Genomic DNA, 22,962 nt, shown 5'->3' with positions numbered 1-22,962 from the left:
GCGCCGCTATACATCGGATCATCAAGAAAAGATCCGATGTCTCACGACGGGGGTGTGCATGAGTCCGACCATTACCGAGGTCGACGTGTACGACATCCGCTTTCCGACCTCGGAGCAGCTCGACGGCTCGGACGCCATGAACCCCGACCCCGACTACTCCGCCGCCTACGTCATGCTCCGTACGGACTCGCCCGGCGGCCTGGCGGGCTACGGTCTCTGCTTCACGATCGGGCGCGGCAACGACGTCGTCGCCGCGGCGATCAGGACACTGCGACCCTACGTGGTCGGCCGCTCGGTGGACAGTGTCACGGGTGATCTTGGCGGCTTCTACCGGCTGCTCACCCACGACTCCCAACTGCGCTGGCTCGGCCCGGAGAAGGGCGTGATGCACATGGCCGCCGGGGCGGTGGTCAACGCCGCCTGGGACCTGGCCGCCCGCCGGGCCGGACTGCCGGTCTGGGAACTGCTGGCCGGGATGAGCCCGGAACAGCTCGTGGACATGGTCGACTTCCGCTACCTCAGCGACGCCATGACCCGCGACGAGGCGCTGGAGATCCTCCGCCGCGCCGAGCCGGGCCGCGCCGAGCGCGCCGCGGAACTGCGCCGTCGCGGCTACCCCGCCTACACCACGGAACCCGGCTGGATCGGCTACTCCGACGACAAGTTGACCCGGCTGTCCAAGGAGGCCGTCGCCGCGGGCTTCCAGCAGATCAAGCTCAAGGTCGGCGGCGACCTCGACGACGACCTGCGCCGGATGCGGCTGGCCCGCGACGCGGTCGGCCCCGACATCAGGATCGCCGTCGACGCCAACCAGCGCTGGGACGTCTCCGACGCCGTCGACTGGATGCGGGCGCTGGCGCCCTTCGACCCGTACTGGATCGAGGAGCCGACCAGCCCCGACGACGTCCTCGCGCACGCCGCGATCCGCGCGGGCCAGCCGGTGCCGGTCGCGACCGGCGAACACGTCGCCAACCGCGTGGTGTTCAAGCAGCTCCTCCAGGCCGGCGCGGTGGACTTCGTCCAGATCGACGCGGCCCGCGTCGCCGGGGTCAACGAGAACATCGCGATCCTGCTGCTCGCCGCCAAATTCGGCGTCCCGGTCTGCCCGCACGCCGGCGGCGTGGGCCTGTGCGAACTCGTCCAGCACCTGTCGATGTTCGACTACGTCGCCGTCTCCGGCACCTGGGACAACCGGGTGATCGAGTACGTCCCGCACCTGCACGAACACTTCACCGATCCCGTGGTGATGGACCACGGCCGATACCGCGCCCCTGCCGCGCCCGGCTTCTCCGCCCGTATGGTCCCGGAGTCGCTCGCCGACTACCGCTACCCGGACGGCCCGGTGTGGCAGGCGCGACAGGCCCGACAGGAGCTGACCCGATGAGCACCAGCGCCGATCCGACGCACGCCGCCTCCGCCGCCCAGGACCTCGCGGGCCTCACCGCCCTCGTCACCGGCGGCGCCTCCGGGATCGGCGCCGCCACCGCGGCGCTGCTGACCGCCCGCGGCGCGCGCGTCGCCGTACTCGACCGCGACACCGCGGGCGCGCCGAGCGGCACCGTCCCCGTCACCGCCGACGTCACCTCGGACGAGGACGTACGGGCCGCGGTCGGCGCGGCCGTCGCCGAACTCGGCAGCCTGCACATCGTGGTGAGCAACGCCGGGATCGGCGCCATCGGCACCGTCGAGGACAACCCGGACGACGAGTGGCAGCGGGTGCTGGACATCAACGTCCTGGGCATGATGCGGACCGCCCGCGCCGCCCTGCCGCACCTGCGCGAGGCCGCCGCCGCCCGGCCGGGCAGCGCCTCCATCACCCACACCTGCTCGATCGCCGCGACCGCGGGACTGCCGCAGCGGGCGCTGTACAGCGCGAGCAAGGGCGCGGTGCTCGCCCTCACCCTGGCGATGGCCGCCGACCACGTACGCGAGGGCGTACGGGTCAACTGCGTGAACCCCGGAACCGCCGACACCCCCTGGATCGGCCGCCTCCTCGACCAGGCCGAGGACCCGGCCGCCGAGCGCGCGGCACTCGACGCACGCCAGCCCCTGGGACGGCTGGTGTCCGCCGACGAGGTCGCCGCGGCCATCGTCTACCTGGCGAGTCCCGCCGCGGCGAGCGTGACCGGAACCGCGCTCGCCGTCGACGGCGGAATGCAGGGACTGCGCCTGCGCCCCGCCGGAAGCTGAGCCGCCACCCCGGCTTCCGCGCACGGCAGTTGTCCCCAAGCACGTCAGCTCCTCCGCACGTCAGCTCCTCCGCACCTCAGGCACCGCCCCCGCACCACATCCTCCGCAGAGCCGACACACAATTCGAAGGGCAGGGCTCGACGATGAGACTGCGCAGAACGACCGTGGCCGCCTGTGCCGCACTGCTCGCGGTCACCGCGCTCGCCGGTTGCAACCGGGGAAGCGACAGCAAGGCGGGCAGCTCCGGCAAGGTCGGCATCGACCTGCCGCGCTCCGACAGCGACTTCTGGAACTCGTACAACAGCTACATAGAAAAGGGCGTCAAGGCCGGTGACGTCTCGGCCCTGCCCCGCACCAACTCGCAGAACGACATCGGCAAGCTCGTCGCGAACGTGCAGAGCTTCGCCAACGAGGGCGCCAAGGCGCTCGTGATGGCCCCGCAGGACACCGGCGCCATCGCCTCCACCCTGGAGCAGATGGCCAAGAAGAAGATCCCGGTGATCAGCGTCGACACCCGCCCCGACAAGGGCCCGGTGTACATGGTCGTCCGCGCGGACAACAAGGCGTACGGCACGAAGGCGTGCGAGTACCTGGGCGAACAGCTCAAGGGCAAGGGCAAGATCGCGGAGTTCGAGGGCGACCTGTCCTCGATCAACGGCCGCGACCGCTCGGAGGCGTTCGCCGCCTGCATGAAGAGCAAATTCCCGAACATCAAGGTGATCCCGCTGGTCACCAACTGGGACGGCGCCACCGCCTCGGCCAAGCTCCAGACCACGCTGGCCGCCGACCCGGACCTGAACGGCATCTACATGCAGGCCGGCGGGGTCTTCCTCCAGCCGACCCTCGCGCTGCTCCAGCAGAAGAACCTGCTCAAGCCGCCGGGCACGCCGGGACACATCACGATCATCTCCAACGACGGCATCCCCGAGGAGTTCAAGGCCATCAAGGCCGGGCAGATCGACGCCACCATCTCCCAGCCCGCCGACCTGTACGCGAAGTACGCGCTGTACTACGCCAAGGAGGCACTGGCCGGGAAGACCTTCCAGCCGGGCCCGACCGACCACGACTCCACGATCATCAAGATCCCCAACGGTCTCGAGGACCAGCTCCCCGCCCCGCTGGTCACCAAGGACAACGTGGACGACGCGAGCCTGTGGGCCAACCAGCTCGGGAAGAGCTGACCCATGGCCGAGGCCGTACCGCCCCCCGCGGTCCACGCGGAGGGCATCGTCAAACGGTTCGGGGCCACCGTGGCCCTGGACCGGGTGGGCATCACCGTCGCGGCCGGCGACTCGCACGCGCTCGTCGGCCGCAACGGGGCGGGCAAGTCCACCCTGGTCTCCGTGCTGACCGGGCTGCACGCCCCGGACGCCGGGCGGGTCTCCTTCCTCGGGAAGCCCGCCCCCGCGCCCGGCGACACCGCCGCCTGGCAGTCCAAAGTGGCCTGCGTCTACCAGAAGTCGATGGTCGTCCCCGATCTGACCGTCGCGGAGAATCTGTTCCTGAACAGATTCGGCCGCGGCCGGATCCGCTGGTCCGCGCTGCGCGGCCGGGCCCGCGACCTGCTCGCCGAGTACGGGGTCGACGTCGACCCGACCGCGCGCGCCGGTGATCTCACCGTCGAGCAGGGGCAGTTCGTGGAGATCGCGCGGGCCCTGTCCTTCGGCGCGCGCTTCATCATCCTGGACGAGCCCACCGCGCAGCTCGACGCGGCGGGCATCGAGCGGCTCTTCACCAAGCTGCGCGGCCTCCAACAGCAGGGCGTGGCCTTCCTGTTCATCTCGCACCACCTCCAGGAGGTCTACGACCTGTGCAGCACCGTCACGGTCTACCGTGACGCCCGCCATGTCGTGACCGCGCCCGTCGCCGAGTTGAGCAAGGCGGAACTGGTCGAGGCGATGACCGGTGAGGCGGCGCAGACCGAACTGGCCTGGCACGCACGGGGGTCGGCCGACGAGTCGGCGTCCAAGGCGCTGTCCACCTCGCTGTCGGTGCCGGTCTCCAAGGTGGCTGCGGACACCGGGGACGCCGTCCTGCGCGCCGAAGGGCTCGTGCTCGACGGCGCCTTCGACAGCATCGACTTCGCCGTACGCCCCGGCGAGGTGCTGGGCCTGGCCGGGGCCACCGCCAGCGGCAACACCGCGCTCGGCGAGACCCTGGTCGGGCTGCGCAAGGCCACCGGCGGCCGGACCCTGGTCGCGGGCAAGGCCGTGCGACCCGGCAGCGTCCCGCACGCGCTCGGCGCCGGGATCGGCTACGTACCCGAGGACCGGCACCGGCAGGGCCTGGTGCTCGGCCGCAGCGTCGCGGAGAACGCCACCCTCACCGTGACCGACCAACTCGGCCCGTACGGCACGGTCCTGCCGTCCAGGACCAGGGAATTCGCACAGCGCATGATCAGCTCGCTGGACATCAAGACCTCGGGACCGGCCCAGCCGGTGGCCGACCTGTCCGGCGGCAACCAGCAGAAGGTCGTCATCGCCCGCGCCCTGGCCCGCGACCCGCGCGTGCTAGTGGCCGTCCGGCCCACCGCGGGCGTGGACGTGAAGTCCAAGGACGCGCTGCTCGGCGTGGTCAGAGGCGTCGCGGACCGCGGCGACGCCGCCGTCATCGTCTCCGACGAACTGGACGACCTGCGGGTCTGCGACCGGGTGATCGCGCTCTTCCACGGGCGGGTGATCGCCGAGTTCGGCAGCGGATGGAGCGACCGGGACCTGGTCTCGGCCATGGAAGGGCTGCCCTCGGGCGGCGACGAGGGAGCCGAGGAATGAGTGACACCAGTCAGTTGACCGCCGATGTGGCGGTACCGGACAAGACCCGGCGGCCGGCGCCGCGTATCCAGCTCACCCGCTACCGGGACCTGTCCCTGCTGCCGGTGATCCTGCTGCTGGGCGTCATCGGCTTCATCGTGTCGCCCACCTTCCTGACCTCCGACAACCTCCTCGGCGTCCTCCAACAGTGCAGCGAGCTGAGCCTGTTGGTGCTCGGCGAGGCGATGATCCTGATCTCCGGCCGGATGGACCTGTCGCTGGAGTCCACCATCGGCGTGGCCCCCGTGATCGCCATGTGGCTGGTGATGCCGAGCACCGGCTCCGCCACCTACCACGGCATCGGACTGCTGCCCGGCTGGTCCTCGATCCCGCTCTGCCTGCTGGTGGGCGTGCTCATCGGCGGCTTCAACGGATTCCTCATCCTGAAACTGCGGGTCAACGGCTTCATCGCCACCCTCGGCATGCTGACCATGCTCCGCGGCCTCCAGGACGGCATATCCCAGGGCAAGTCCATCGTCGAGGTGCCCGCGTCCTTCTCCTACCTCGGCGGCGCGTCCTGGCTCGGCGCCCCGGCCGCGGTCTGGATCTGCCTGGTGCTCTTCGTCCTCGGCGGCCTGGCGCTCGGCTATCTGCGGCACGGCCGGGCGCTCTACGCGATCGGCGGCAACAAGGAGGCGGCCCGCGCGGCCGGTATCCGGGTCGATCTCATCACCTGGGTCGTCCTCGCCGTCGCGGGCCTGCTCGCCGCCTTCGCCGGTGTGCTCTACGTCGGCCACTACGGCGCGATCTCCTCGACCCAGGGCAACGGCTGGATCTTCCAGGTCTTCGCCGCCACCGTGATCGGCGGCGTCAGCCTCAACGGCGGCAAGGGCACCCTCTTCGGCGCCCTGACCGGTGTCGTCGCGCTCCAACTCGTCGTGAACGTCACGACGCTGGGCGGTGTGCCGCCGCTGTGGGACAAGTTCCTCTACGGTGCGATCATCATCGTCGCGCTGATCATCTCCCGCTTCGCGAGCGGCGAGAAGCAGGACTGACCGGATACCCGAGGGAGAGAACGTCACCATGCCCGTACCGGTACTGCCCCGGCTCGGCCTCGGCTGCGCGCCGCTGGGCAACCTCTACCGCGCCGTCACCGAGGAGGAGGCCGAGGCCACCGTGGCCGCCGCCTTCGAGACGGGGGCCGCGGGGCCCGTGTACCTCGACACGGCGCCGCACTACGGTCTCGGCCGGTCCGAGGAACGGCTCGGCCGGGCGCTGGCCGGACGGGACCGCTCCACGTACGTGCTCTCCACCAAGGTCGGCCGCAGGCTGCGCGACCTGCGGCCGGGCGAGGCCCCGGACGGCCAGGGCTTCACCGACTCCCCGGCCCGCGCGCGGGAGTGGGACTACACCGCCGACGGCATCCGCGCCACGCTGGAGGGTTCCCTGGAACGGCTCGGCGTGGACGCCGTCGACATCGTCTATCTGCACGACCCCGAGGACCACCTGCCGGAGATCTACGACACCGGCTTCGCCGCCCTGGCCGACCTGCGCGACCAGGGCGTGGTCAAGGCCATCGGCTTCGGCATGAACTACAGCGACATCCTCGCCCGCCTCGTCGCGGACCTCGATGTCGACGTCGTGCTGTGCGCGGGCCGCTGGACGCTGCTGGAACGCACCGCGCTGGACGACCTGCTGCCGGCCTGCGAACGGCGCGGTACGAAGGTCGTCGTGGGCGGCGTCTACAACTCGGGCCTGCTGGCCGACCCGCGACCCGGCGCGCACTACAACTACGTCGAAGCGCCACCGGAGATCCTGGCCCGCGCCCAGCACATCGCCGCCGTCTGCGCCGAGTTCGACGTCCCGCTGCGCGCCGCCGCGCTGCGCTACCCCTTCGCGCACCCCTCGGTGGTCTCGGCCGTGGTGGGCGCCGCCAACGCCGCCGAGGTGCGCGACAACGCGGAGCTGTTCTCGTACGACATCCCGGACGCGCTCTGGCACGCTCTGGTCGCCCGCGGGCTGCTGGACAAGGACGCGCCGCTGCCGCTCAGGGCTCCCGCCGAGGGGGCCTGACCCGATGCGGATCGACGCCCACCACCATCTGTGGGACCTCGAACGGCGCCCCCAGCCGTGGCTGACCGGGGCTGAACTCGACCCCATCGCCCGGACGTTCCGCCTCGCGGAACTCCTTCCGCTGCTGGACGCGCACGGGATCGACGCCACCGTGCTCGTCCAGTCCAGCTCCTCGCTCGACGAGACCCGCGAACTCCTCGCCCTCGCCCGCGACTCCGGCGGCCGGGTCGCCGGGGTCGTCGGCTGGGCCGACCTCACCTCGCCCGAACTCCCCGGCACCCTGGGCGCGTTGGCCGCCCTCGGACCCCTGGTCGGCATACGGCATCAGGTCCAGGACGAGGCCGACCCCGGATGGCTGGCGCGCGCCGACGTCAGGTCCGGCCTCGCCGCCGTCGGCGCCGCGGGGCTCGTCTACGACCTGCTCGTGACCGTCGACCAGCTCCCCGCCGCCATCCACACGGTGCGGGCGCTGCCCGAGGTGCGGTTCGTCCTCGACCACGGCGCCAAGCCGCCGGTCGGCGGCGGAGGCTGGGAGCCGTGGGCCGCCTCCATGACCGAGCTGTCGGCGCTGCCGAACGTCTCGTGCAAGCTCTCCGGGCTCGTCACGGAGGCCGACTGGCACCGGTGGCGGGTCGCCGACGTGCTGCCCTACGCCCGCCATCTCCTGGCCGCCTTCGGGCCCGACCGGCTCCTCTTCGGCTCCGACTGGCCCGTGTGCACCCTCGCCGCCGATTACTCCTCCGTCGTCGCCCTCGCCGAGGCCGCCCTCTCCCCTCTCACCCCCGCCGCCCGCGACGCCGTCCTCGGCCGCAACGCCGCTCGCCTCTACGCCCTGAACCTGCCCCCGTCGGGCCCCTGAGCCAGTGCAGCGCCTGCTCCCAGAGGCGCGGCCCCGGACGGGTCGTTCGCCGGGGCGGCAGGCCGAGTTCTAGGGGCGGAAAGCGAGGCCCTACGGAGGGCGAACGCACAGGTTTCGCGCCCTCCCCCCGCCCGGTGGGCTAAAGCGTTGAGCGAAGCCACTGCTCCACGCTGGCGACATGCACCGTCGCCCACGAACGGGCAGCCTCGGCGTCGCGGTCGCGCAGTGCGGTGAGAATGGCCCGGTGCTCGTGCAGCGTGCGGCTGACGGCGTCGACCTGGGTGATGCCGCGCCAGACGCGCGCGCGGGTGGTGGGTCCTGACAGACCGTCGAGCAGCGAGCAGAGCACGGAGTTGCCCGAGCCCTGGACGATGCCGCGGTGGAACTCCAGGTCGGAGGCGACCAGTTCCTCGACGGACGGCTGCGGGCCGAGCGCGTCCAGCTTGCCTTCGAGGGCGTCCAGCTCCTCGACGGAGATGCGGACGGCGGCCATCGCGGTGGCGGCGGGTTCCAGGATGCGGCGGACCGCGAGGAATTCGAGCACGGTGTCGTCGCGGTGGAAGTCCACGACGAAGCTGAGGGCTTCGAGCAGGAGCTGCGGGTCGAGGCTGGTGACGTAGGTGCCGTCGCCCTGGCGGACGTCGAGGATGCGGATCAGGGAGAGGGCGCGGACGGCCTCACGCAGGGAGTTGCGGGACAGTCCCAGCTCGGCCGCGAGTTCGCTCTCCTTGGGGAGCCGGTCGCCCGGACGCAGCGCCCCGGAGACGATCATCTCCTTGATCCTCTCGATGGCCTCGTCGGTGACCGCCATCAGCGCCTCCCCTGTTCAGGTCCCGCCGCCGCCAGACCTCCGATGTATGAGGCCCCATTATGGGCCCGGCGCGCCGGAACGCCTAACAACGGCCGGAACCGGGCACAGCCGCCCGCGTACCGGCCGAACCGCCCCCCGTACGGGCTCAGCGGCTCGCGTACCGGCTCGGCGGCGCGCCGACCGCCGCGGTGAAGTCACGGGTCAGGTGCGCCTGGTCGGCATAGCCCAGGTCGGCGGCGAGCGCGGCCCAGTCGATGTCGGCGCCGCCGTCCGCGCGGGCCGCGGCCTCGTGCAGCCGGGCCCGGCGCAGCACCCACTTGGGGCTCGCCCCCACGTACTCCGCGAAGAGCCGCTGGAGCCGCCGTACGGGCAGGTCCAGCTCGCGGGCCAGCTCGTCCACCCGGAAGAACTGCGGGCCGGCGGTGATCCTCCCGCGCTCATCGGCCGGGGGGACACCCCTCTCGATTCTCTCGACCAGGTCCGCCACCTCGGCCACCACCGGGTCCTGCCGGGTGCCGGGCAGCAGCTCCAGCAGATACTCCTCGGCCAGCGCCGTCATCGCCGCCAGGTCGTCCAGTGCCAGGATCTCCCGGCTCAGCGCCTCGACGGCCCCGGCCGGGCCGCCCAGCAGACCGGCCGCGGGCACCGCGCGGTCGGCCAGCTCCGCCACCGGCCCGTCGATGAACGGCCGGAAGGCGCCCGGCCGGAATTTCACCCCGAACACCTGGTCGCGCCCGTGCAGCACGCGGCTGAACACCCCCCGCTGCACCCCGTACACCAGTGGCTCAGGGGCCTCGAAGACCAGATGGACATTGGGGTGGGCGAGCACCTTCTGCTCGTGGTCCGGCCGCCCCCGCAGGTCCCAGCGCGGATTCCAGTAGAAGTCGACCAGAGCCGCCAGCGCGGGCCGCGGCTGCTGCCGCCGTACTTCGACGCGCCCGCCCGTCGCCTCCGGCCTCAGCACCCCGCGCCCCAGCCCGTGCCCGCTCATGCCCGTCACTGTAAACGCGGCCACTGACAACGGCGCGGGCACGCGCGGGCACGCACGGGCACGCACGGGCACCGACAACGGCGCGGCCGCGCGACACGGGCCGGGTGTCGCGTTTCTTCAAGACCGCCGTCCCCGGTCGCGCCTAGCGTCGAGGGCATGAACTTCCACGCACAGATCGCCGACAGTGCCGCGGAGGCCGCCCGGGTCGCCGCCGGGATCACCGACGACCAGCTCACCGGCCCCACGCCCTGTCCCGACTACGACACCCGCACCCTGATCAACCACTGGGTCGCGTACACCGGCCTCGGCATGGAGCTGCGCGCCCGCAAGGAGCCGCACCCCGCCGACCTCGGCGAGCGCGACTTCACCGCGGAGCCCGGCTGGGCCGCCGCCTACGCGCGGCAGCTCGACCGGGCCGCGGACGCCTGGGCCGACCCGGCCGCCTGGGAGGGCGAGCTGGACATGGGCGGCATGGCGATGCCCGCGAAGGACATCGCCGGAATGCTCTTCATGGAGCTGCTGCTGCACGGCTGGGACGTCGCCAAGGCCACCGGGCAGGAGTTCAGGGCCGACGAGAAGTCCGGCGCCCTGCTGCTGGCCGTCGTGCGCGAGCAGGCCGAGATGTTCCGGCAGTACAAGGGCTTCGCGGAACCGGTCGAACCGCCCGCCGGGGCCACCGACTTCGAAACCGCTGTCGCCCTGTCCGGCCGCGACCCATACTGGGCGGCATGATCCAGCACGACCTCATCGCCCGGGTACGGGACATGTGCCGCGCCGACGAACGCCTCGGCGCGGCACTGATGTACGGCTCCTTCGCCGCGGGGGAGGGCGACGCCCACAGCGACGTCGAATTCTGGCTCTTCTTCGACCCGGAGCGGCGCGCGGAAGTGGACCCCGAGCAGTGGTGCCGGGGGATCGCCCCGGCCAATCTGGTGCTGCTCAACGAATTCGGCAGCCATGTCGTGCTCTTCCCGGGCCCGGTGCGCGGCGAATTCCACTTCGCGACCACCGACGACATCCCGACGGTCGCCACCTGGCCCGCGCGCGGCGCCGCCGTCGAGCGGATGGTGGTCGTCGACCGCGAAGGGCTGCTGACGCCCGTGCTCGAAGCGGTGCCCGAGCACCCCGTGCTCCCCGCGGCGCCCGACGAGATCGCCGACCTGTGCGGCCGGTTCGCCAACTGGCTGGTGCTGGCGCTGCACGTCACCGCGCGCGGCGAGCACTTGCGCGCGCGGGACGCGCTCTGGCACGCGGCCCGCCATGTGCTGTGGATGGCCCGGCTCGCCGAGGACAGCACCGCGCACTGGCTGACGCCGTCGCGCGCCGCGGAGGCCGAGCTGCCCGCCCGTACGATCGCGGCCGTGGCAGAGGCCAACCCCGTGAGCCTCTGGCACGAGGGCCGCGACCGCTGGCTGACCCTGCTGCCCAGGACCGGCCGCCCCGCCCCGACCGCCCTGTTCGCCGAACTCGACCGCCTGACCGCCGAGACGGCCCAGCCCGCCGAGACAACCCAGCCCGCCGGGACGGCCGAGGCCGCCGCGACGGAACCGCCCGCAGGGACGGCGGCCCCCACTCCCTAGTCCCGGCGAAGCACCCGCTCGACCCCTTCCCGCACCTCCGGCGTGTCGAGACCGCGGATGGTCAGCGTCGTCCGCCGCCGCAGCACGTCGTCCGCGTCCTGCGCCCACTCGTGGTCGCGGGCGTAGACGACCTGGGCCCAGATCTCCGGGGCGTCCGGGTGCACGCGCCGGGCCAGCTCCGGGTCCTCGTTGGCCAGCCGCGCGATGTCGAAGGCCAGCGAGCCGTAGTGGGTGGCCAGGTGCCTGGCGGTGTCGGCCGCCATGCGCGGTCCCGGCGCGTCGCCGTCGATCAGCAGCCGGTGGGCGACCGCGTCGGGGCTGGCGAAACCGGGCAGCGGGGCCCGGCGCGGCAGCGACGACATCGGCTCCATGTCGTCGGACAGCGGATGCCCGGGCAGCTCGGCCAGCTTGGTCATCACCGTGCGGCCGATGTGCCGGAAGGTGGTCCACTTGCCGCCCGCCACCGACAGCATCCCGCCGGTCCCCTCGGTGACGACCGTCTCCCGCTTGGCCTTCGAGGTGTCGCCGGGACCGCCGGGCAGCACCCGCAGACCCGCGAAGGAGTACGTGATCAGGTCGCGGGAGAGCTGCTGGTCGCGGACGGAGAAGGCCGCCTCGTCCAGGATCTGCGCGATGTCGGCCTCGGTGACCCGCACATCGGCCGGATCGCCCTCGTACACCTCGTCCGTGGTGCCGAGCAGCAGCATGTCCTCCCAGGGCAGGGCGAAGGTGATGCGGTACTTGTCGATCGGGGTGGCCAGCGCCGCCCGCCACGGCGAGTGCCGCTTGAGCACCAGGTGCGCGCCCTTGGACAGCCGGATCGACGGCGCCGCGGCCGGGTCCTCCATCCGCCGCAGGTGGTCCACCCACGGCCCGGTGGCGTTGAGCACCAGCCGCGCGTCGACCCCGAATTCGGTGCCGTCCACGCGGTCGCGCAGATCGGCGCCCGTGACCCGGCCCCGCGTGAAGCGCAGCCCGGTGACCTCGGCGTGGTTGAGCACGGTCGCGCCCGCGTCTACCGCGGCCCGTACCGTCATCAGCGCCATCCGGGCGTCGTTCATCTGCCCGTCCTCGTAGACGGCGACCGCGCGCAGATTGTCGGTCCGCAGCTCGGGCACGTCCCGCGCGGCCTTGGCCGGGCTGATCACATGGCCGACGCCGTCGCGGAAGGCGGACAGCGCCGAGTACGCGAAGACGCCCGCGCCGAGCTTGGCCGCGCCGTGCGGGCCGCCCTTGTAGACCGGCAGATAGAAGGTGAGGGGGTTGGCCAGGTGCGGCGCGATGTCACGGGAGACCGCGCGCCGCTCCAGGTGGTTCTCCGCCACCAGCTTCACCGCGCCGGTCTGGAGGTAGCGCAGGCCGCCGTGGAGCAGCTTGGAGGAGGCGGAGGAGGTGGCCCCGGCGAAGTCACCGGCGTCCACCATGGCCACCCGCAGCCCCGACTGCGCGGCGTGCCAGGCGGTGGTGATGCCGAGGATGCCACCGCCGATCACCAGCAGGTCGTACGTGGCACGGCCGAGCAGATCCCGGGTCTCGGCCCTGCCGGGGTTGGCGCCTGCGGTCGGATGCGAACCCAGGGCGGGAACGCGCTGCGAGGTGGTCATGGGGTGAATCAGTGCTCCTCTGCGGTGCTCTCTTCGAGCCAGCCCATCGTGGCCTGCACGGCCTTGAGCCAGCTCTTGTACTCGCGGTCCCGTTGGGCCGCGTCCATGCGCGGGGTCCACTCGGCGGCGCGCCGCCAGTTGGCCCGCAGTGCCTCGGTGTCGGGCCAGAAGCCGACCGCGAGACCGGCCGCGTAGGCCGCGCCCAGGCAGGTGGTCTCGGCGACCATCGGGCGCACCACGGGCGCGTCCAGGAAGTCGGCCAGGGTCTGCATGAGCAGGTTGTTGGAGGTCATGCCGCCGTCGACCTTGAGGGCGGCCAGTTCGACGCCGGAGTCCTTGGTCATGGCGTCGGCGATCTCCCGCGTCTGCCAGGCCGTCGCCTCCAGCACGGCGCGCGCGATGTGCGCCTTGGTGACGTAACGGGTCAGCCCGGCGATCACCCCGCGCGCGTCGTCGCGCCAGTAGGGGGCGAACAGGCCGGAGAAGGCCGGTACGAAGTAGGCGCCGCCGTTGTCCTCGACGGACGAGGCCAGCGTCTCGATCTCGGCGGCGGTGCTGATCAGCCCCATCTGGTCGCGCATCCACTGCACCAGCGCGCCGGTGACGGCGATCGAGCCCTCCAGCGCGTAGACCGGCGCGTCGTCGCCGATCCGGTAGCCGACGGTGGTGATCAGGCCGTTGTAGGAGTTGACCGGGGTCTCACCGGTGTTCATCAGCATGAAGGTGCCGGTGCCGTAGGTGGACTTGGCCTCGCCCTCGGCGAAGCAGGTCTGCCCGAACAGCGCCGCCTGCTGGTCGCCGAGCGCGGAGGCCACCGGCACGCCGTCCAGCACGCCGCCGACCGTGCTGCCGTACACCTCGGCGGAGGAACGGATCTCCGGCAGTACGGCGGCGGGTACGCCGATCGACTCCAGGATCTTGTGGTCCCAGTCCAGGGTGCGCAGGTTCATCAGCAGGGTGCGGGAGGCGTTGGTGACGTCGGTGACGTGCCGGCCGCCGTCTACACCGCCGGTGAGGTTCCAGATCACCCAGGAGTCCATGGTGCCGAAGAGGATCTCGCCGCGCTCGGCGCGCTCGCGCAGGCCCTCGACGTTGTCCAGCAGCCAGCGGATCTTGGGCCCGGCGAAGTACGAGGCGAGCGGCAGGCCGGTCTCGCGCCGGAAGCGGTCCTGGCCGACGTTGCGGCCCAGTTCGCGGCAGAGCACGTCGGTGCGGGTGTCCTGCCAGACCAGCGCGTTGTGCACCGGCTCACCGGTGTTCTTGTCCCACAGCAGGGTGGTCTCGCGCTGGTTGGTGATGCCGATCGCCTTGACGTCGGCGGCGCTGAAGCCCTCGTTGTCCTGGGCGGCCTTGGCGATGGCGCCCTCGACCACCTCCTGGACATTGGTCCAGATCTCGGCGGCGTCGTGCTCCACCCAGCCCGGCTTGGGGAAGATCTGCTCGTGTTCCTTCTGGTCGACGGCGACGATCCGGCCGTCCCGGTCGAAGACGATGCAGCGGCTCGACGTGGTGCCCTGGTCGATCGCGGCGATGAACGGGCCGGTGCCGTGCGAGTGGGTGCCGGCGGCGGCGGTGGTGTCGGTCACGTGGTGCTCCTCGGGATCTGCGCGGGGGAAGTGGCTGCGGGGGAGTGGGCGTGGCGGTCTCGCGGCGGCCCTACGTGAAGGCGAGCTTGTACAGGCCGCCGGCTATCGCGGCGCCGGCCAGCGGGCCCAGCACCGGGATCCACGCGTAGCTCCAGTCCGAGCCGCCCTTGTTGGGCAGCGGCAGAAGGCTGTGCACGATACGCGGGCCGAGGTCGCGGAACGGGTTGATCGCGTACCCGGTGGGGCCGCCGAGCGACAGGCCGATACCGACGACGAGGAGCGCGGTGAGCAGGATGCCGGTGCCGTTGAGCGCGAGTCCGGTCGTCATGCCCTGGGTGAGGATGAAGAGCACCAGGACGGCGGTGCCGATGACCTCGGTGAGGAGGTTCTGCACCGGGTTCCGTATCTCGGGTCCGGTGGAGAAGATGCCGAGCACGGGTCCCGCGGGCTGCCCCTTGCGGTCGGTCTCCGGGCCCTCGGGGGAGGTCGTGCCCGCGCCGACGATCTCGGGGTCGGTCAAGTGCGCCTGGAACTGGCCCAGGTAGGCCACCCACACCAGAAAGGCGCCGATCATCGCGCCGAGCAACTGCCCCATCAGGTAGAAGGGCACGGTGTGCCACACACCGGTCTTGATCGCCACGCCGAGGGTGACCGCCGGGTTGAGCTGGCCGCCCGAGTAGCCGTTGGCGATGTAGGCGCCGCCGAGCACCGCGAATCCCCAGCCGAAGGAGATGGCGACCCAGCCCGCTCCCCGGGCCTTCGACTTCTTGAGCGTGACGGCGGCGCAGACGCCGCCACCGAGCAGGATGAGCACGGCGGTGCCGAAGGTCTCGCCGATGAAGATATGGCCGTTGGACACAGCGACTCCTTTGTCCAAGTGTCTTTACGTCAGGGCACGGGCGACCCGAATCGCGTCCGGCGTTCGACAATGTCGACCGTACAGCGAATATTTTCTCTCCGGGAGCGGCAGGTCAAGAGGAGTGGACGGTGAAACGCGGAAGAAGGCCGCGCGGGCGCGTCGTCGTGGGCCGGATACGGGCGGGGCGGATCAGAAGCGGGCGGCGCCCAGATCGCGGGAGACGGCGCGGGCGCAGTCCCGTACCGCCGCCACCAGCCGGGCCTGGATGCCGCCCTCGTCGCAGACCCGTTCCACGGCGCCGGTGATGCCCACCGCGCCCACCGGCATCCGCCGCCGGTCGTAGACGGGCGCCGCGACCGAGGCCACGCCCTCCCACGTCTCCTCCAGGTCGGCGGCCCAGCCGCGCGCCCTGGTGAGGTCCAGCAGCGCCTCGAAGTCGGTGATGTCGGTGATGGTGCGCGCGGTGAGCGTCGCCCGCTCGTGCTCGGTCACCTCGTTGTGCGCCACCGGGTCGAAGGCGGACAGCACCTTGCCGAGCGCGGTGCTGTGCAGCGGGTGCATCGCGCCCACCTCCAGCGCCTGGCGGCTGTCGTCCGGCCGGAAGACGTGGTGCACGATCAGCACGCCGTCCTGGTGCAGCACCCCGAGATACGCCGCCTCGCCGCTGGACCTGGCCAGGTCGTCGGTCCACACCAGCGCGCGGGCCCGCAATTCGTGCACGTCCAGATAGCTGTTGCCCAGCCGCAGCAGCTCCGCGCCGAGCTGGTACTTGCCGGAGACCGGCTCCTGTTCGACGAAGCCCTCCTGCTGGAGGGTGCGCAGGATGCCGTGCGCGGTGCCCTTGGCCAGGCCGAGCGACGAGGCCACGTCGGTGAGTCCCAGCCGGCGCTCACCGCCGGCCAGCAGCCGCAAAATCGCCGCCGCGCGTTCCAGCGACTGGATGGGACCTGGCATCGGCGGCACTCCAAGCAGAGGGGGGTGTCATGATCGGCGGTCGACAATGTCGACCGTCATCATCTCAGAGATGATTCTGGCACCACGGTCCGCCCATCGGAATGCCTTCGAGCCCGGACGGTGCGGCCCGCTAGGCTGGCCGGGTGCGCGTCCCGCCGCCCTCCGATCCGTCGGCCCCGACGGGGAACGCATAGCCGACAGCCGTCGCATCCCAGGGAGCACGTTCCATGGCCTCGCTTTCTCCGTCGTCCCCTACGTCTGGTACGTCCGGTTCCTCCCCATCGGGGACGAACACGGCGCCGACGCGTACCTCCCCGACCGCGTCGCCGATGGACGCACCCCGCGCCGCCGCCCTCCGCGAGGCGCTCGCCTCCCGCGTGGTCGTCGCCGACGGCGCCATGGGCACCATGCTCCAGGCGCAGGAGCCGACGCTCGACGACTTCCAGCAGCTCGAAGGCTGCAACGAGATCCTGAACATCACCCGCCCCGACATCGTGCGCTCGGTCCACGAGGCGTACTTCTCGGTCGGCGTGGACTGCGTCGAGACCAACACCTTCGGCGCCAACCACTCCGCGCTCGGCGAGTACGACATCCCCGAGCGGATCCACGAACTGTCGCAGGCCGGCGCCCGCCTGGCCCGCGAGGTCGCCGACGGCTTCGCCGCCGACGGCCGCCCGCGCTGGGTACTCGGCTCGATGGGCCCCGGCACCAAGCTGCCGACGCTCGGCCACGCCCCGTACGGCGTACTGCGCGACGGCTACGAGGCCAACGCGGCGGGGCTGATCGCGGGCGGCGCCGACGCGCTGATCATCGAGACCACCCAGGACCTGCTCCAGACCAAGGCGGCCGTGATCGCGGCCCACCGCGCGATGGCGTCGGCCGGGGTGAGCCTGCCGCTGATCTGTTCGGTGACCGTGGAGACCACCGGCACCATGCTGCTCGGCTCGGAGATCGGCGCGGCGCTCACCGCGCTCGAACCCCTCGGCATCGACATGATCGGCCTCAACTGCGCGACCGGACCGGCCGAGATGAGCGAGCACCTGCGCTATCTCGCCCGGCACTCGCGTATCCCGCTGTCCGCCATGCCCAACGCGGGCCTGCCGGTGCTCACCAAGGACGGCGCGCACTACCCGCTCACGGCCTCAGAACTGGCCGACGCGCACGAGACGTTCGCCCGCGAGTACGGCCTGTCCCTGGTCGGCGGCTGCTGCGGCACCACGCCCGAGCACCTGCGGCAGCTCGTGGAGCGGGTCGGCGGCCAGGACCTGCACCCGCGCAGGCCGCGCCCCGAGGCGGGCGCCGCCTCCCTCTACCAGACGGTCCCCTTCCGCCAGGACAGCTCGTACCTGGCGATCGGCGAGCGCACCAACGCCAACGGCTCCCGCAAGTTCCGCGACGCGATGCTGGAGGGCCGCTGGGAGGACTGCGTGGAGATGGCCCGCGACCAGATCCGCGAGGGCGCCCACCTGCTCGACCTGTGCGTGGACTACGTGGGCCGGGACGGCGTCGCCGACATGGCCGAGGTCGCCGGGCGCTTCGCCACCGCCTCCACCCTGCCGATCGTGCTCGACTCCACCGAGGTGGACGTCCTGCGGGCGGGACTGGAGAAGCTGGGCGGCCGGGCGGTGCTCAACTCCGTCAACTACGAGGACGGCGACGGCCCCGAGTCCCGGTTCGCCAAGGTGACCGCGCTCGCCCAGGAGCACGGCGCCGCGCTGATCGCGCTCACCATCGACGAGGAGGGCCAGGCCCGTACGGTCGAGAAGAAGGTCGGGATCGCCGAGCGGCTGATCGACGACCTGACCGGCAACCACGGCATCAACGAGTCGGACATCCTGATCGACTGCCTGACCTTCACCATCTGTACCGGCCAGGAGGAGTCCCGCAAGGACGGCGTCGCCACCGTCGAGGCGATCCGCGAGCTGAAGCGCCGCCACCCCGACGTGCAGACCACCCTCGGCCTGTCGAACATCTCCTTCGGCCTCAACCCGGCCGCGCGCGTGGTGCTCAACTCGGTCTTCCTCGACGAGTGCGTCAAGGCGGGCCTGGACTCGGCGATCGTGCACGCCTCCAAGATCCTGCCGATCGCCCGCATCCCCGAGGAGCAGCGCGAGGTCGCGCTCGACCTGATCCACGACCGGCGGCGCGAGGGCTACGACCCGCTGCAACGCCTGATGGAGCTGTTCGACGGCGTCGACAACAAGTCGCTGAAGGCCAGCCGCGCCGAGGAACTGCTGGCGCTGCCGCTGGACGAGCGGCTCCAGCGCCGGATCATCGACGGCGAGAAGAACGGCCTGTCCGCCGACCTGGACGAGGCGCTGGCCGAGCGGCCCGCCCTGGACATCGTCAACGAGACGCTGCTCGCGGGCATGAAGGTGGTCGGCGAGCTGTTCGGCTCGGGCCAGATGCAGCTTCCGTTCGTGCTCCAGTCCGCCGAGGTGATGAAGACCGCGGTGGCGTATCTGGAGCCGCACATGGAGAAGTCGGACGACGAGGGCAAGGGCACCATCGTGCTGGCCACCGTGCGCGGCGACGTCCACGACATCGGCAAGAACCTGGTCGACATCATCTTGTCCAACAACGGCTACAACGTCGTCAACCTCGGCATCAAGCAGCCGGTCTCGGCGATCCTGGACGCCGCGCAGGAGCACCGCGCCGATGTGATCGGCATGTCGGGCCTGCTGGTGAAGTCCACGGTGATCATGAAGGAGAACCTGGAGGAGCTGAACCAGCGCGGCCTGTCCGCCGACTTCCCGGTGATCCTCGGCGGCGCCGCCCTGACCCGCGCCTATGTGGAGCAGGACCTGCACGAGATCTACGAGGGCGAGGTCCGCTACGCCCGCGACGCGTTCGAGGGCCTGCGGCTGATGGACGCGCTGATCGGCGTCAAGCGCGGCGTGCCGGGCGCGGCGCTGCCGGAGCTGAAGCAGCGCCGGGTGCCCAAGCGCGAGCAGCCGGAGCCGGACGGACCGGACAAGGCGGTCAACCTCGGCCAGATCCGCTCCGACGTCGCGGTCGACAACCCCGTCCCCACCCCGCCGTTCTGGGGCAGCCGGGTCGTCAAGGGCATCCAGCTCGCCGACTACGCGTCCTGGCTGGACGAGGGCGCCCTGTTCAAGGGCCAGTGGGGCCTGAAGCAGGCCCGCTCGACCGGTCCGACGTACGAGGAGCTGGTGGAGTCCGAGGGCCGGCCCCGGCTGCGCGGGCTGCTGACCAGGATGCAGTCGGAGGGCCTGCTGGAGGCCGCCGTGACCTACGGCTACTTCCCGTGCGTGTCCAAGGGCGACGACCTGATCGTGCTGCGCGAGGACGGCACCGAGCGCACCCGCTTCACCTTCCCCCGCCAGCGCAGGGGGCGGCAGCTCTGCCTCGCGGACTTCTTCCGGCCCGAGGAGTCCGGAGAGACCGACGTGGTGGGCTTCCAGGTCGTCACCGTCGGCAACCGGGTCTCCGAGGCGGCCAACGAGCTGTTCGCGACCGACTCCTACCGGGACTACCTGGAGCTGCACGGCCTGTCCGTGCAGCTCGCGGAGGCACTCGCGGAGTACTGGCACGCGCGGGTCCGCTCGGAGCTGGGCTTCGCCGGTGAGGACCCGGACGAGGTCGAGGACATGTTCGCGCTGAAGTACCGCGGCGCGCGCTTCTCGCTGGGCTACGGGGCCTGCCCCGACCTGGAGGACCGGGCGAAGATCGCGGACCTGCTGGAGCCGGGCAGGATCGGCGTGGAGCTGTCGGAGGAGTTCCAGCTGCACCCCGAGCAGTCCACCGACGCGATCATCATTCACCACCCGGAGGCCAAGTATTTCAACGCGCGTTGAGCGCGGCTCACCAGCGAGTCGTACACTTGACGGTCCGGCGCAGGCCGGTCGCCTTCCCGTCCGCGGGACGCGGCGACCGGCCTTTGTGTCCCCCGGAAACGGGACGGGCCGGCGCGACCGGCACCGGGAACCGCGCGAGCCGAGGAGTGGGGCGTATGACCAGCAGCATCCCTGTCGCCGACACCCGTATGGCGCAAGGCCCCGCCCTCCAGGCGGTGCTCCTCGACATGGACGGCACCTTGGTGGACACCGAGGGCATCTGGTGGGCGGCGGAGAGTGAGGTCTTCGCGGACCTCGGGCACGTGCTGGACGAGGCGCACCGCGAGGTGGTGATCGGCGGCCCGATGACCCGCAGCGTGGGGCACCTGATCACCGCCACCGGCGCGGACGCGACGCTGGCCGAGCTGATGCTGGCGGTCAACATCCGCTTCGAGAAGCTGATCGCCCGGGGCGCGCCGCTGATGCCCGGCGCCCGCAGGCTGCTCACCGAGCTGGCCGCGTACGGCGTCCCGACCGCCCTGGTGTCCGCCTCGCACCGGCGGACCATCGATGTGATGCTGCGCACGCTGGGCGCGGAGAACTTCGCCTTCACCGTCGCGGGGGACGAGGTGAGCCGCACCAAGCCGCACCCCGAGCCGTATTTGACCGCCGCCGCCCGGCTGGGCGCGGACCCGGCCGCCTGTGTGGTCGTCGAGGACACCCTGACCGGTGTGGCGTCCGCCGAGGCGGCGGGCTGCCGGGTGGTCGCGGTGCCCTCGCTGGTGCCCGTCGAGGCCGCTCCAGGGCGTACGGTCGTCGGTTCGCTCGAAGAGCTGAGCGTGCCTTTCCTGCGCGCTTTGAATGCGCGCGTTCACTGAGCGTATTTGCTGAATAGGAACCGTCCAGAGGCGTCTCACAGGTCGGAATCCGGCCCCTGGTGATCTATGTCACGCGCGGGGAGGTCGACACCGCGCTGTCCTGCCTGGATGAGATCCGCAGATCGGGACGTGCGGCGCGGCCGAATGTCCGCAATGTTCCAGCCGGGGAGGGATCGTACCGCCGTCCGTTTATCGGTGCTCCGAGCCCCGTTATCGGTATGTAATTCCGCCTCAACTTCGCCGTGCTCTAGCGGAGTAGCTCCCTCCGGCTAGTGTCCCTGCTGGTCAATGCCGAATCGAACGACCGGCATTTGAGCAAGGGGATTCACTGGATGTCACGTAACAAGCGTGTCGTCGCCGCAGCCGCCGTGGCCTTCCTGGCCGTCGGTGCGTCCGCGTGTGGTGGCAAGAAGGACAACTCGTCGGCCGGTGGCGGAAAAGGCGCCGTGATCGTCGGAACCATCGACTCGGTGTCGTCACTCGACCCCGCGGGAGCGTACGACTACGGCTCCTGGGAGGTCATCGACAGCGTCTACCAGAAGGTCATGCACTTCCCGACCGGCGGCACCACGCCGGAACCGGACGCGGCCAAGTCGTGCGCCTTCACCGACCCGAAGACGTACGCCTGCACGCTCCAGCCGGGGCTGGTGTTCTCCAACGGCGACAAGCTCACCGCCGCGTCGGTGAAGTTCTCGTTCGACCGCATGGTCGGCATCGCGGCGCCCAACGGCCCGTCCAGCCTGCTCGCCAGCCTGGACAGCACCGAGGCCAAGGGCGACGACCAGGTGGTCTTCCACCTGAAGAACGCCGACTCGACCTTCCCCTCGGTGCTCGCCACCGACGCGGGCGCGATCGTCGACGAGAAGACCTTCCCGAAGGACAAGCTCCTCGACGGCTCGAAGATCATCGGCTCGGGTCCGTACACGCTGGACAAGTACACGCCCAAGCAGCAGGCGTCGTTCCTGGCCAGCAAGACCTACAAGGGCCCGGCCAAGCTCAACAACGGCCAGTTCGTGCTCCAGTACTTCTCCGAGGCGTCCGCGCTCAAGCAGGCCGTCAAGGACGGCACGGTCAACGCGGCCTTCCGCACCCTGTCGCCCACCGACACCGCGGACCTGAAGAAGACCTCCGGCATCCAGGTGCTCGACGGCACCGGCACCGAGAAGCGCTACCTGGTCTTCGACGCCAAGGTGAAGCCGTCCGACCAGAAGGCGGTCCGCCAGGCCGTCGCCCAGGTCATCGACCGCGAGGGCATCGCCAAGGACGCCTACGACGGCACCGTGGCCCCGCTCTACTCCATGGTCGGCAACGGCATCCAGGGCCACACCGAGGCCTTCAAGGACAAGTACGGCGCCCCGGACAAGGCCAAGGCCGCCGCGATACTCAAGGACGCGGGCATCACCGCCCCCGTCGACATCGCGTACGCCTGGACCCCCAGCCACTACGGCGCCGCGGCGGCCGACGAGGCCACCGCGATCAAGCGGCAACTGGAGGCCACCGGCCTGTTCAAGGTGAAGCTCAGCTCCACCGAGTGGCAGCAGTACCAGAAGGACGAGAAGTCCGACACGTACGCCTCGTACATGATCGGCTGGTTCCCCGACCTGCCGGACGCCGACAACGACGTCTCGCCGTTCCTGGGCAAGCAGCCCTTCCTCGGCACCGGCTACGACAACCCGGAGATCCAGCAGCTCCTGGTCAAGGAGCAGGGCACCGACGACGCCAAGGTGCGCGACCAGGCGTTCGCCGACATCCAGAAGATCGTCGCCGACGACGTCCCGATCATCCCGCTCTGGCAGGGCAAGCAGACCGTGGTCATCCGTGACGGCGTGACCGGCGCCGACAAGGCGCTCGACCCGACGATGTTCCGGTTCTACGAGCTCGGCTCCAAGTGACGGACGGCCGGTCCGCGGGGGTGACGCCCCCGCGGACCGGCCGCCGCGGCGGTTCCCCCCCCCCCCCCCCACCCCGGAACATCGACTCGTCGTTTCCTGAAGAAAGACAAACCCACTTTTGCAACACGAGCACCCACT

Annotated in this window: 18 protein-coding genes; 12 read left to right on the top strand and 6 right to left on the bottom strand. The window is 71.2% G+C overall.

Features of this window, described 5'->3' with window-relative positions:
- Nucleotides 1-58: 58 nt before the first annotated feature.
- The 7 genes from ACFZAM_RS21480 (at nucleotide 59) to ACFZAM_RS21450 (ending at nucleotide 7,872) form a co-directional block, all read left to right on the top strand.
- Entirely contained in the window at nucleotides 59-1,384 is a 1,326-nt protein-coding gene (locus tag ACFZAM_RS21480; protein ID WP_355333059.1) for an L-fuconate dehydratase, read from the top strand.
- Nucleotides 1,381-2,190 (top strand): SDR family oxidoreductase, encoded by an 810-nt coding sequence (locus tag ACFZAM_RS21475; RefSeq protein ID WP_391048258.1) that lies wholly within the window; start codon nucleotides 1,381-1,383, stop codon nucleotides 2,188-2,190. Before ACFZAM_RS21480 ends, ACFZAM_RS21475 begins: the two co-directional genes overlap by 4 nt.
- A 143-nt stretch (nucleotides 2,191-2,333) precedes the next feature.
- Nucleotides 2,334-3,371 (top strand): sugar ABC transporter substrate-binding protein, encoded by a 1,038-nt coding sequence (locus tag ACFZAM_RS21470; protein WP_355333054.1) that lies wholly within the window; start codon nucleotides 2,334-2,336, stop codon nucleotides 3,369-3,371.
- Nucleotides 3,372-3,374: 3 nt separating this feature from the next.
- Complete coding sequence (locus ACFZAM_RS21465) at nucleotides 3,375-4,961, top strand: ATP-binding cassette domain-containing protein (protein WP_391048257.1); 1,587 nt, start codon at nucleotides 3,375-3,377, stop codon at nucleotides 4,959-4,961.
- A complete protein-coding gene (locus ACFZAM_RS21460) occupies nucleotides 4,958-5,995 on the top strand; it encodes an ABC transporter permease (protein WP_188282963.1) in 1,038 nt (345 codons plus the stop codon). Before ACFZAM_RS21465 ends, ACFZAM_RS21460 begins: the two co-directional genes overlap by 4 nt.
- Nucleotides 5,996-6,023: 28 nt before the next feature.
- Nucleotides 6,024-7,013 (top strand): aldo/keto reductase, encoded by a 990-nt coding sequence (locus tag ACFZAM_RS21455; protein WP_355333050.1) that lies wholly within the window; start codon nucleotides 6,024-6,026, stop codon nucleotides 7,011-7,013.
- A 4-nt stretch (nucleotides 7,014-7,017) separates the two neighbouring features.
- Nucleotides 7,018-7,872, top strand: coding sequence for an amidohydrolase family protein (locus ACFZAM_RS21450; protein WP_391048255.1), 855 nt, complete (start codon nucleotides 7,018-7,020; stop codon nucleotides 7,870-7,872).
- A gap of 139 nt (nucleotides 7,873-8,011) precedes the next feature.
- On the opposite strand, the gene ACFZAM_RS21445 is transcribed toward ACFZAM_RS21450, so the two are convergent.
- Together ACFZAM_RS21445 and ACFZAM_RS21440 are read right to left on the bottom strand one after the other, a co-directional pair.
- Complete coding sequence (locus ACFZAM_RS21445; RefSeq protein ID WP_355333046.1) at nucleotides 8,012-8,683, bottom strand: FadR/GntR family transcriptional regulator; 672 nt, start codon at nucleotides 8,681-8,683, stop codon at nucleotides 8,012-8,014.
- 145 nt (nucleotides 8,684-8,828) lie between these two features.
- A complete protein-coding gene (locus ACFZAM_RS21440; protein ID WP_355333044.1) occupies nucleotides 8,829-9,674 on the bottom strand; it encodes a helix-turn-helix domain-containing protein in 846 nt (281 codons plus the stop codon).
- 156 nt (nucleotides 9,675-9,830) lie between these two features.
- Here ACFZAM_RS21440 and ACFZAM_RS21435 point away from each other — a divergent pair, with 156 nt between their 5' ends.
- Nucleotides 9,831-10,406 (top strand): TIGR03086 family metal-binding protein, encoded by a 576-nt coding sequence (locus ACFZAM_RS21435; RefSeq protein WP_391048252.1) that lies wholly within the window; start codon nucleotides 9,831-9,833, stop codon nucleotides 10,404-10,406.
- Nucleotides 10,403-11,254 carry a hypothetical protein gene (locus tag ACFZAM_RS21430; protein ID WP_391048251.1) on the top strand — a complete coding sequence of 284 codons (852 nt, stop codon included), beginning with the start codon at nucleotides 10,403-10,405 and terminating at the stop codon, nucleotides 11,252-11,254. Before ACFZAM_RS21435 ends, ACFZAM_RS21430 begins: the two co-directional genes overlap by 4 nt.
- Here the strand turns inward: ACFZAM_RS21430 and ACFZAM_RS21425 are convergent.
- The 4 genes from ACFZAM_RS21425 to ACFZAM_RS21410 all read right to left on the bottom strand — a co-directional run bounded on the left by ACFZAM_RS21425 (nucleotide 11,251) and on the right by ACFZAM_RS21410 (nucleotide 16,257).
- The gene (locus tag ACFZAM_RS21425) at nucleotides 11,251-12,858 is read right to left on the bottom strand and encodes a glycerol-3-phosphate dehydrogenase/oxidase (protein WP_355333038.1); all 1,608 of its coding nucleotides are present in this window, start codon (nucleotides 12,856-12,858) and stop codon (nucleotides 11,251-11,253) included. The two genes, ACFZAM_RS21430 and ACFZAM_RS21425, sit on opposite strands and share 4 nt — an antisense overlap.
- 8 nt (nucleotides 12,859-12,866) lie before the next feature.
- Nucleotides 12,867-14,444: a glycerol kinase GlpK gene (glpK, locus tag ACFZAM_RS21420; protein WP_355333035.1), complete on the bottom strand. Its 1,578-nt coding sequence runs from the start codon at nucleotides 14,442-14,444 to the stop codon at nucleotides 12,867-12,869.
- 70 nt (nucleotides 14,445-14,514) lie between these two features.
- Nucleotides 14,515-15,303 carry an aquaporin gene (locus ACFZAM_RS21415; protein WP_391048249.1) on the bottom strand — a complete coding sequence of 263 codons (789 nt, stop codon included), beginning with the start codon at nucleotides 15,301-15,303 and terminating at the stop codon, nucleotides 14,515-14,517.
- Nucleotides 15,304-15,492: 189 nt separating this feature from the next.
- Nucleotides 15,493-16,257 (bottom strand): IclR family transcriptional regulator C-terminal domain-containing protein, encoded by a 765-nt coding sequence (locus ACFZAM_RS21410; RefSeq protein WP_391048246.1) that lies wholly within the window; start codon nucleotides 16,255-16,257, stop codon nucleotides 15,493-15,495.
- A gap of 329 nt (nucleotides 16,258-16,586) precedes the next feature.
- On the opposite strand from ACFZAM_RS21410, the gene metH reads away from it, so the two are divergent.
- From metH to ACFZAM_RS21395, 3 genes are all read left to right on the top strand, one after another.
- Nucleotides 16,587-20,075 (top strand): methionine synthase, encoded by a 3,489-nt coding sequence (gene metH, locus ACFZAM_RS21405; RefSeq protein ID WP_391048243.1) that lies wholly within the window; start codon nucleotides 16,587-16,589, stop codon nucleotides 20,073-20,075.
- Nucleotides 20,076-20,230: 155 nt separating this feature from the next.
- Complete coding sequence (locus ACFZAM_RS21400; RefSeq protein ID WP_391048241.1) at nucleotides 20,231-20,932, top strand: HAD-IA family hydrolase; 702 nt, start codon at nucleotides 20,231-20,233, stop codon at nucleotides 20,930-20,932.
- Nucleotides 20,933-21,264: 332 nt separating this feature from the next.
- The gene (locus tag ACFZAM_RS21395) at nucleotides 21,265-22,824 is read left to right on the top strand and encodes an ABC transporter substrate-binding protein (RefSeq protein ID WP_355333024.1); all 1,560 of its coding nucleotides are present in this window, start codon (nucleotides 21,265-21,267) and stop codon (nucleotides 22,822-22,824) included.
- Nucleotides 22,825-22,962 lie beyond the last annotated feature (138 nt).

This window comes from Streptomyces sp. NPDC008079, assembly GCF_042957385.1.
Classification (GTDB): domain Bacteria; phylum Actinomycetota; class Actinomycetes; order Streptomycetales; family Streptomycetaceae; genus Actinacidiphila.
Note: the sequence above shows the minus strand (reverse complement) of the source record. Positions and strands in the feature narration are given on the sequence as shown.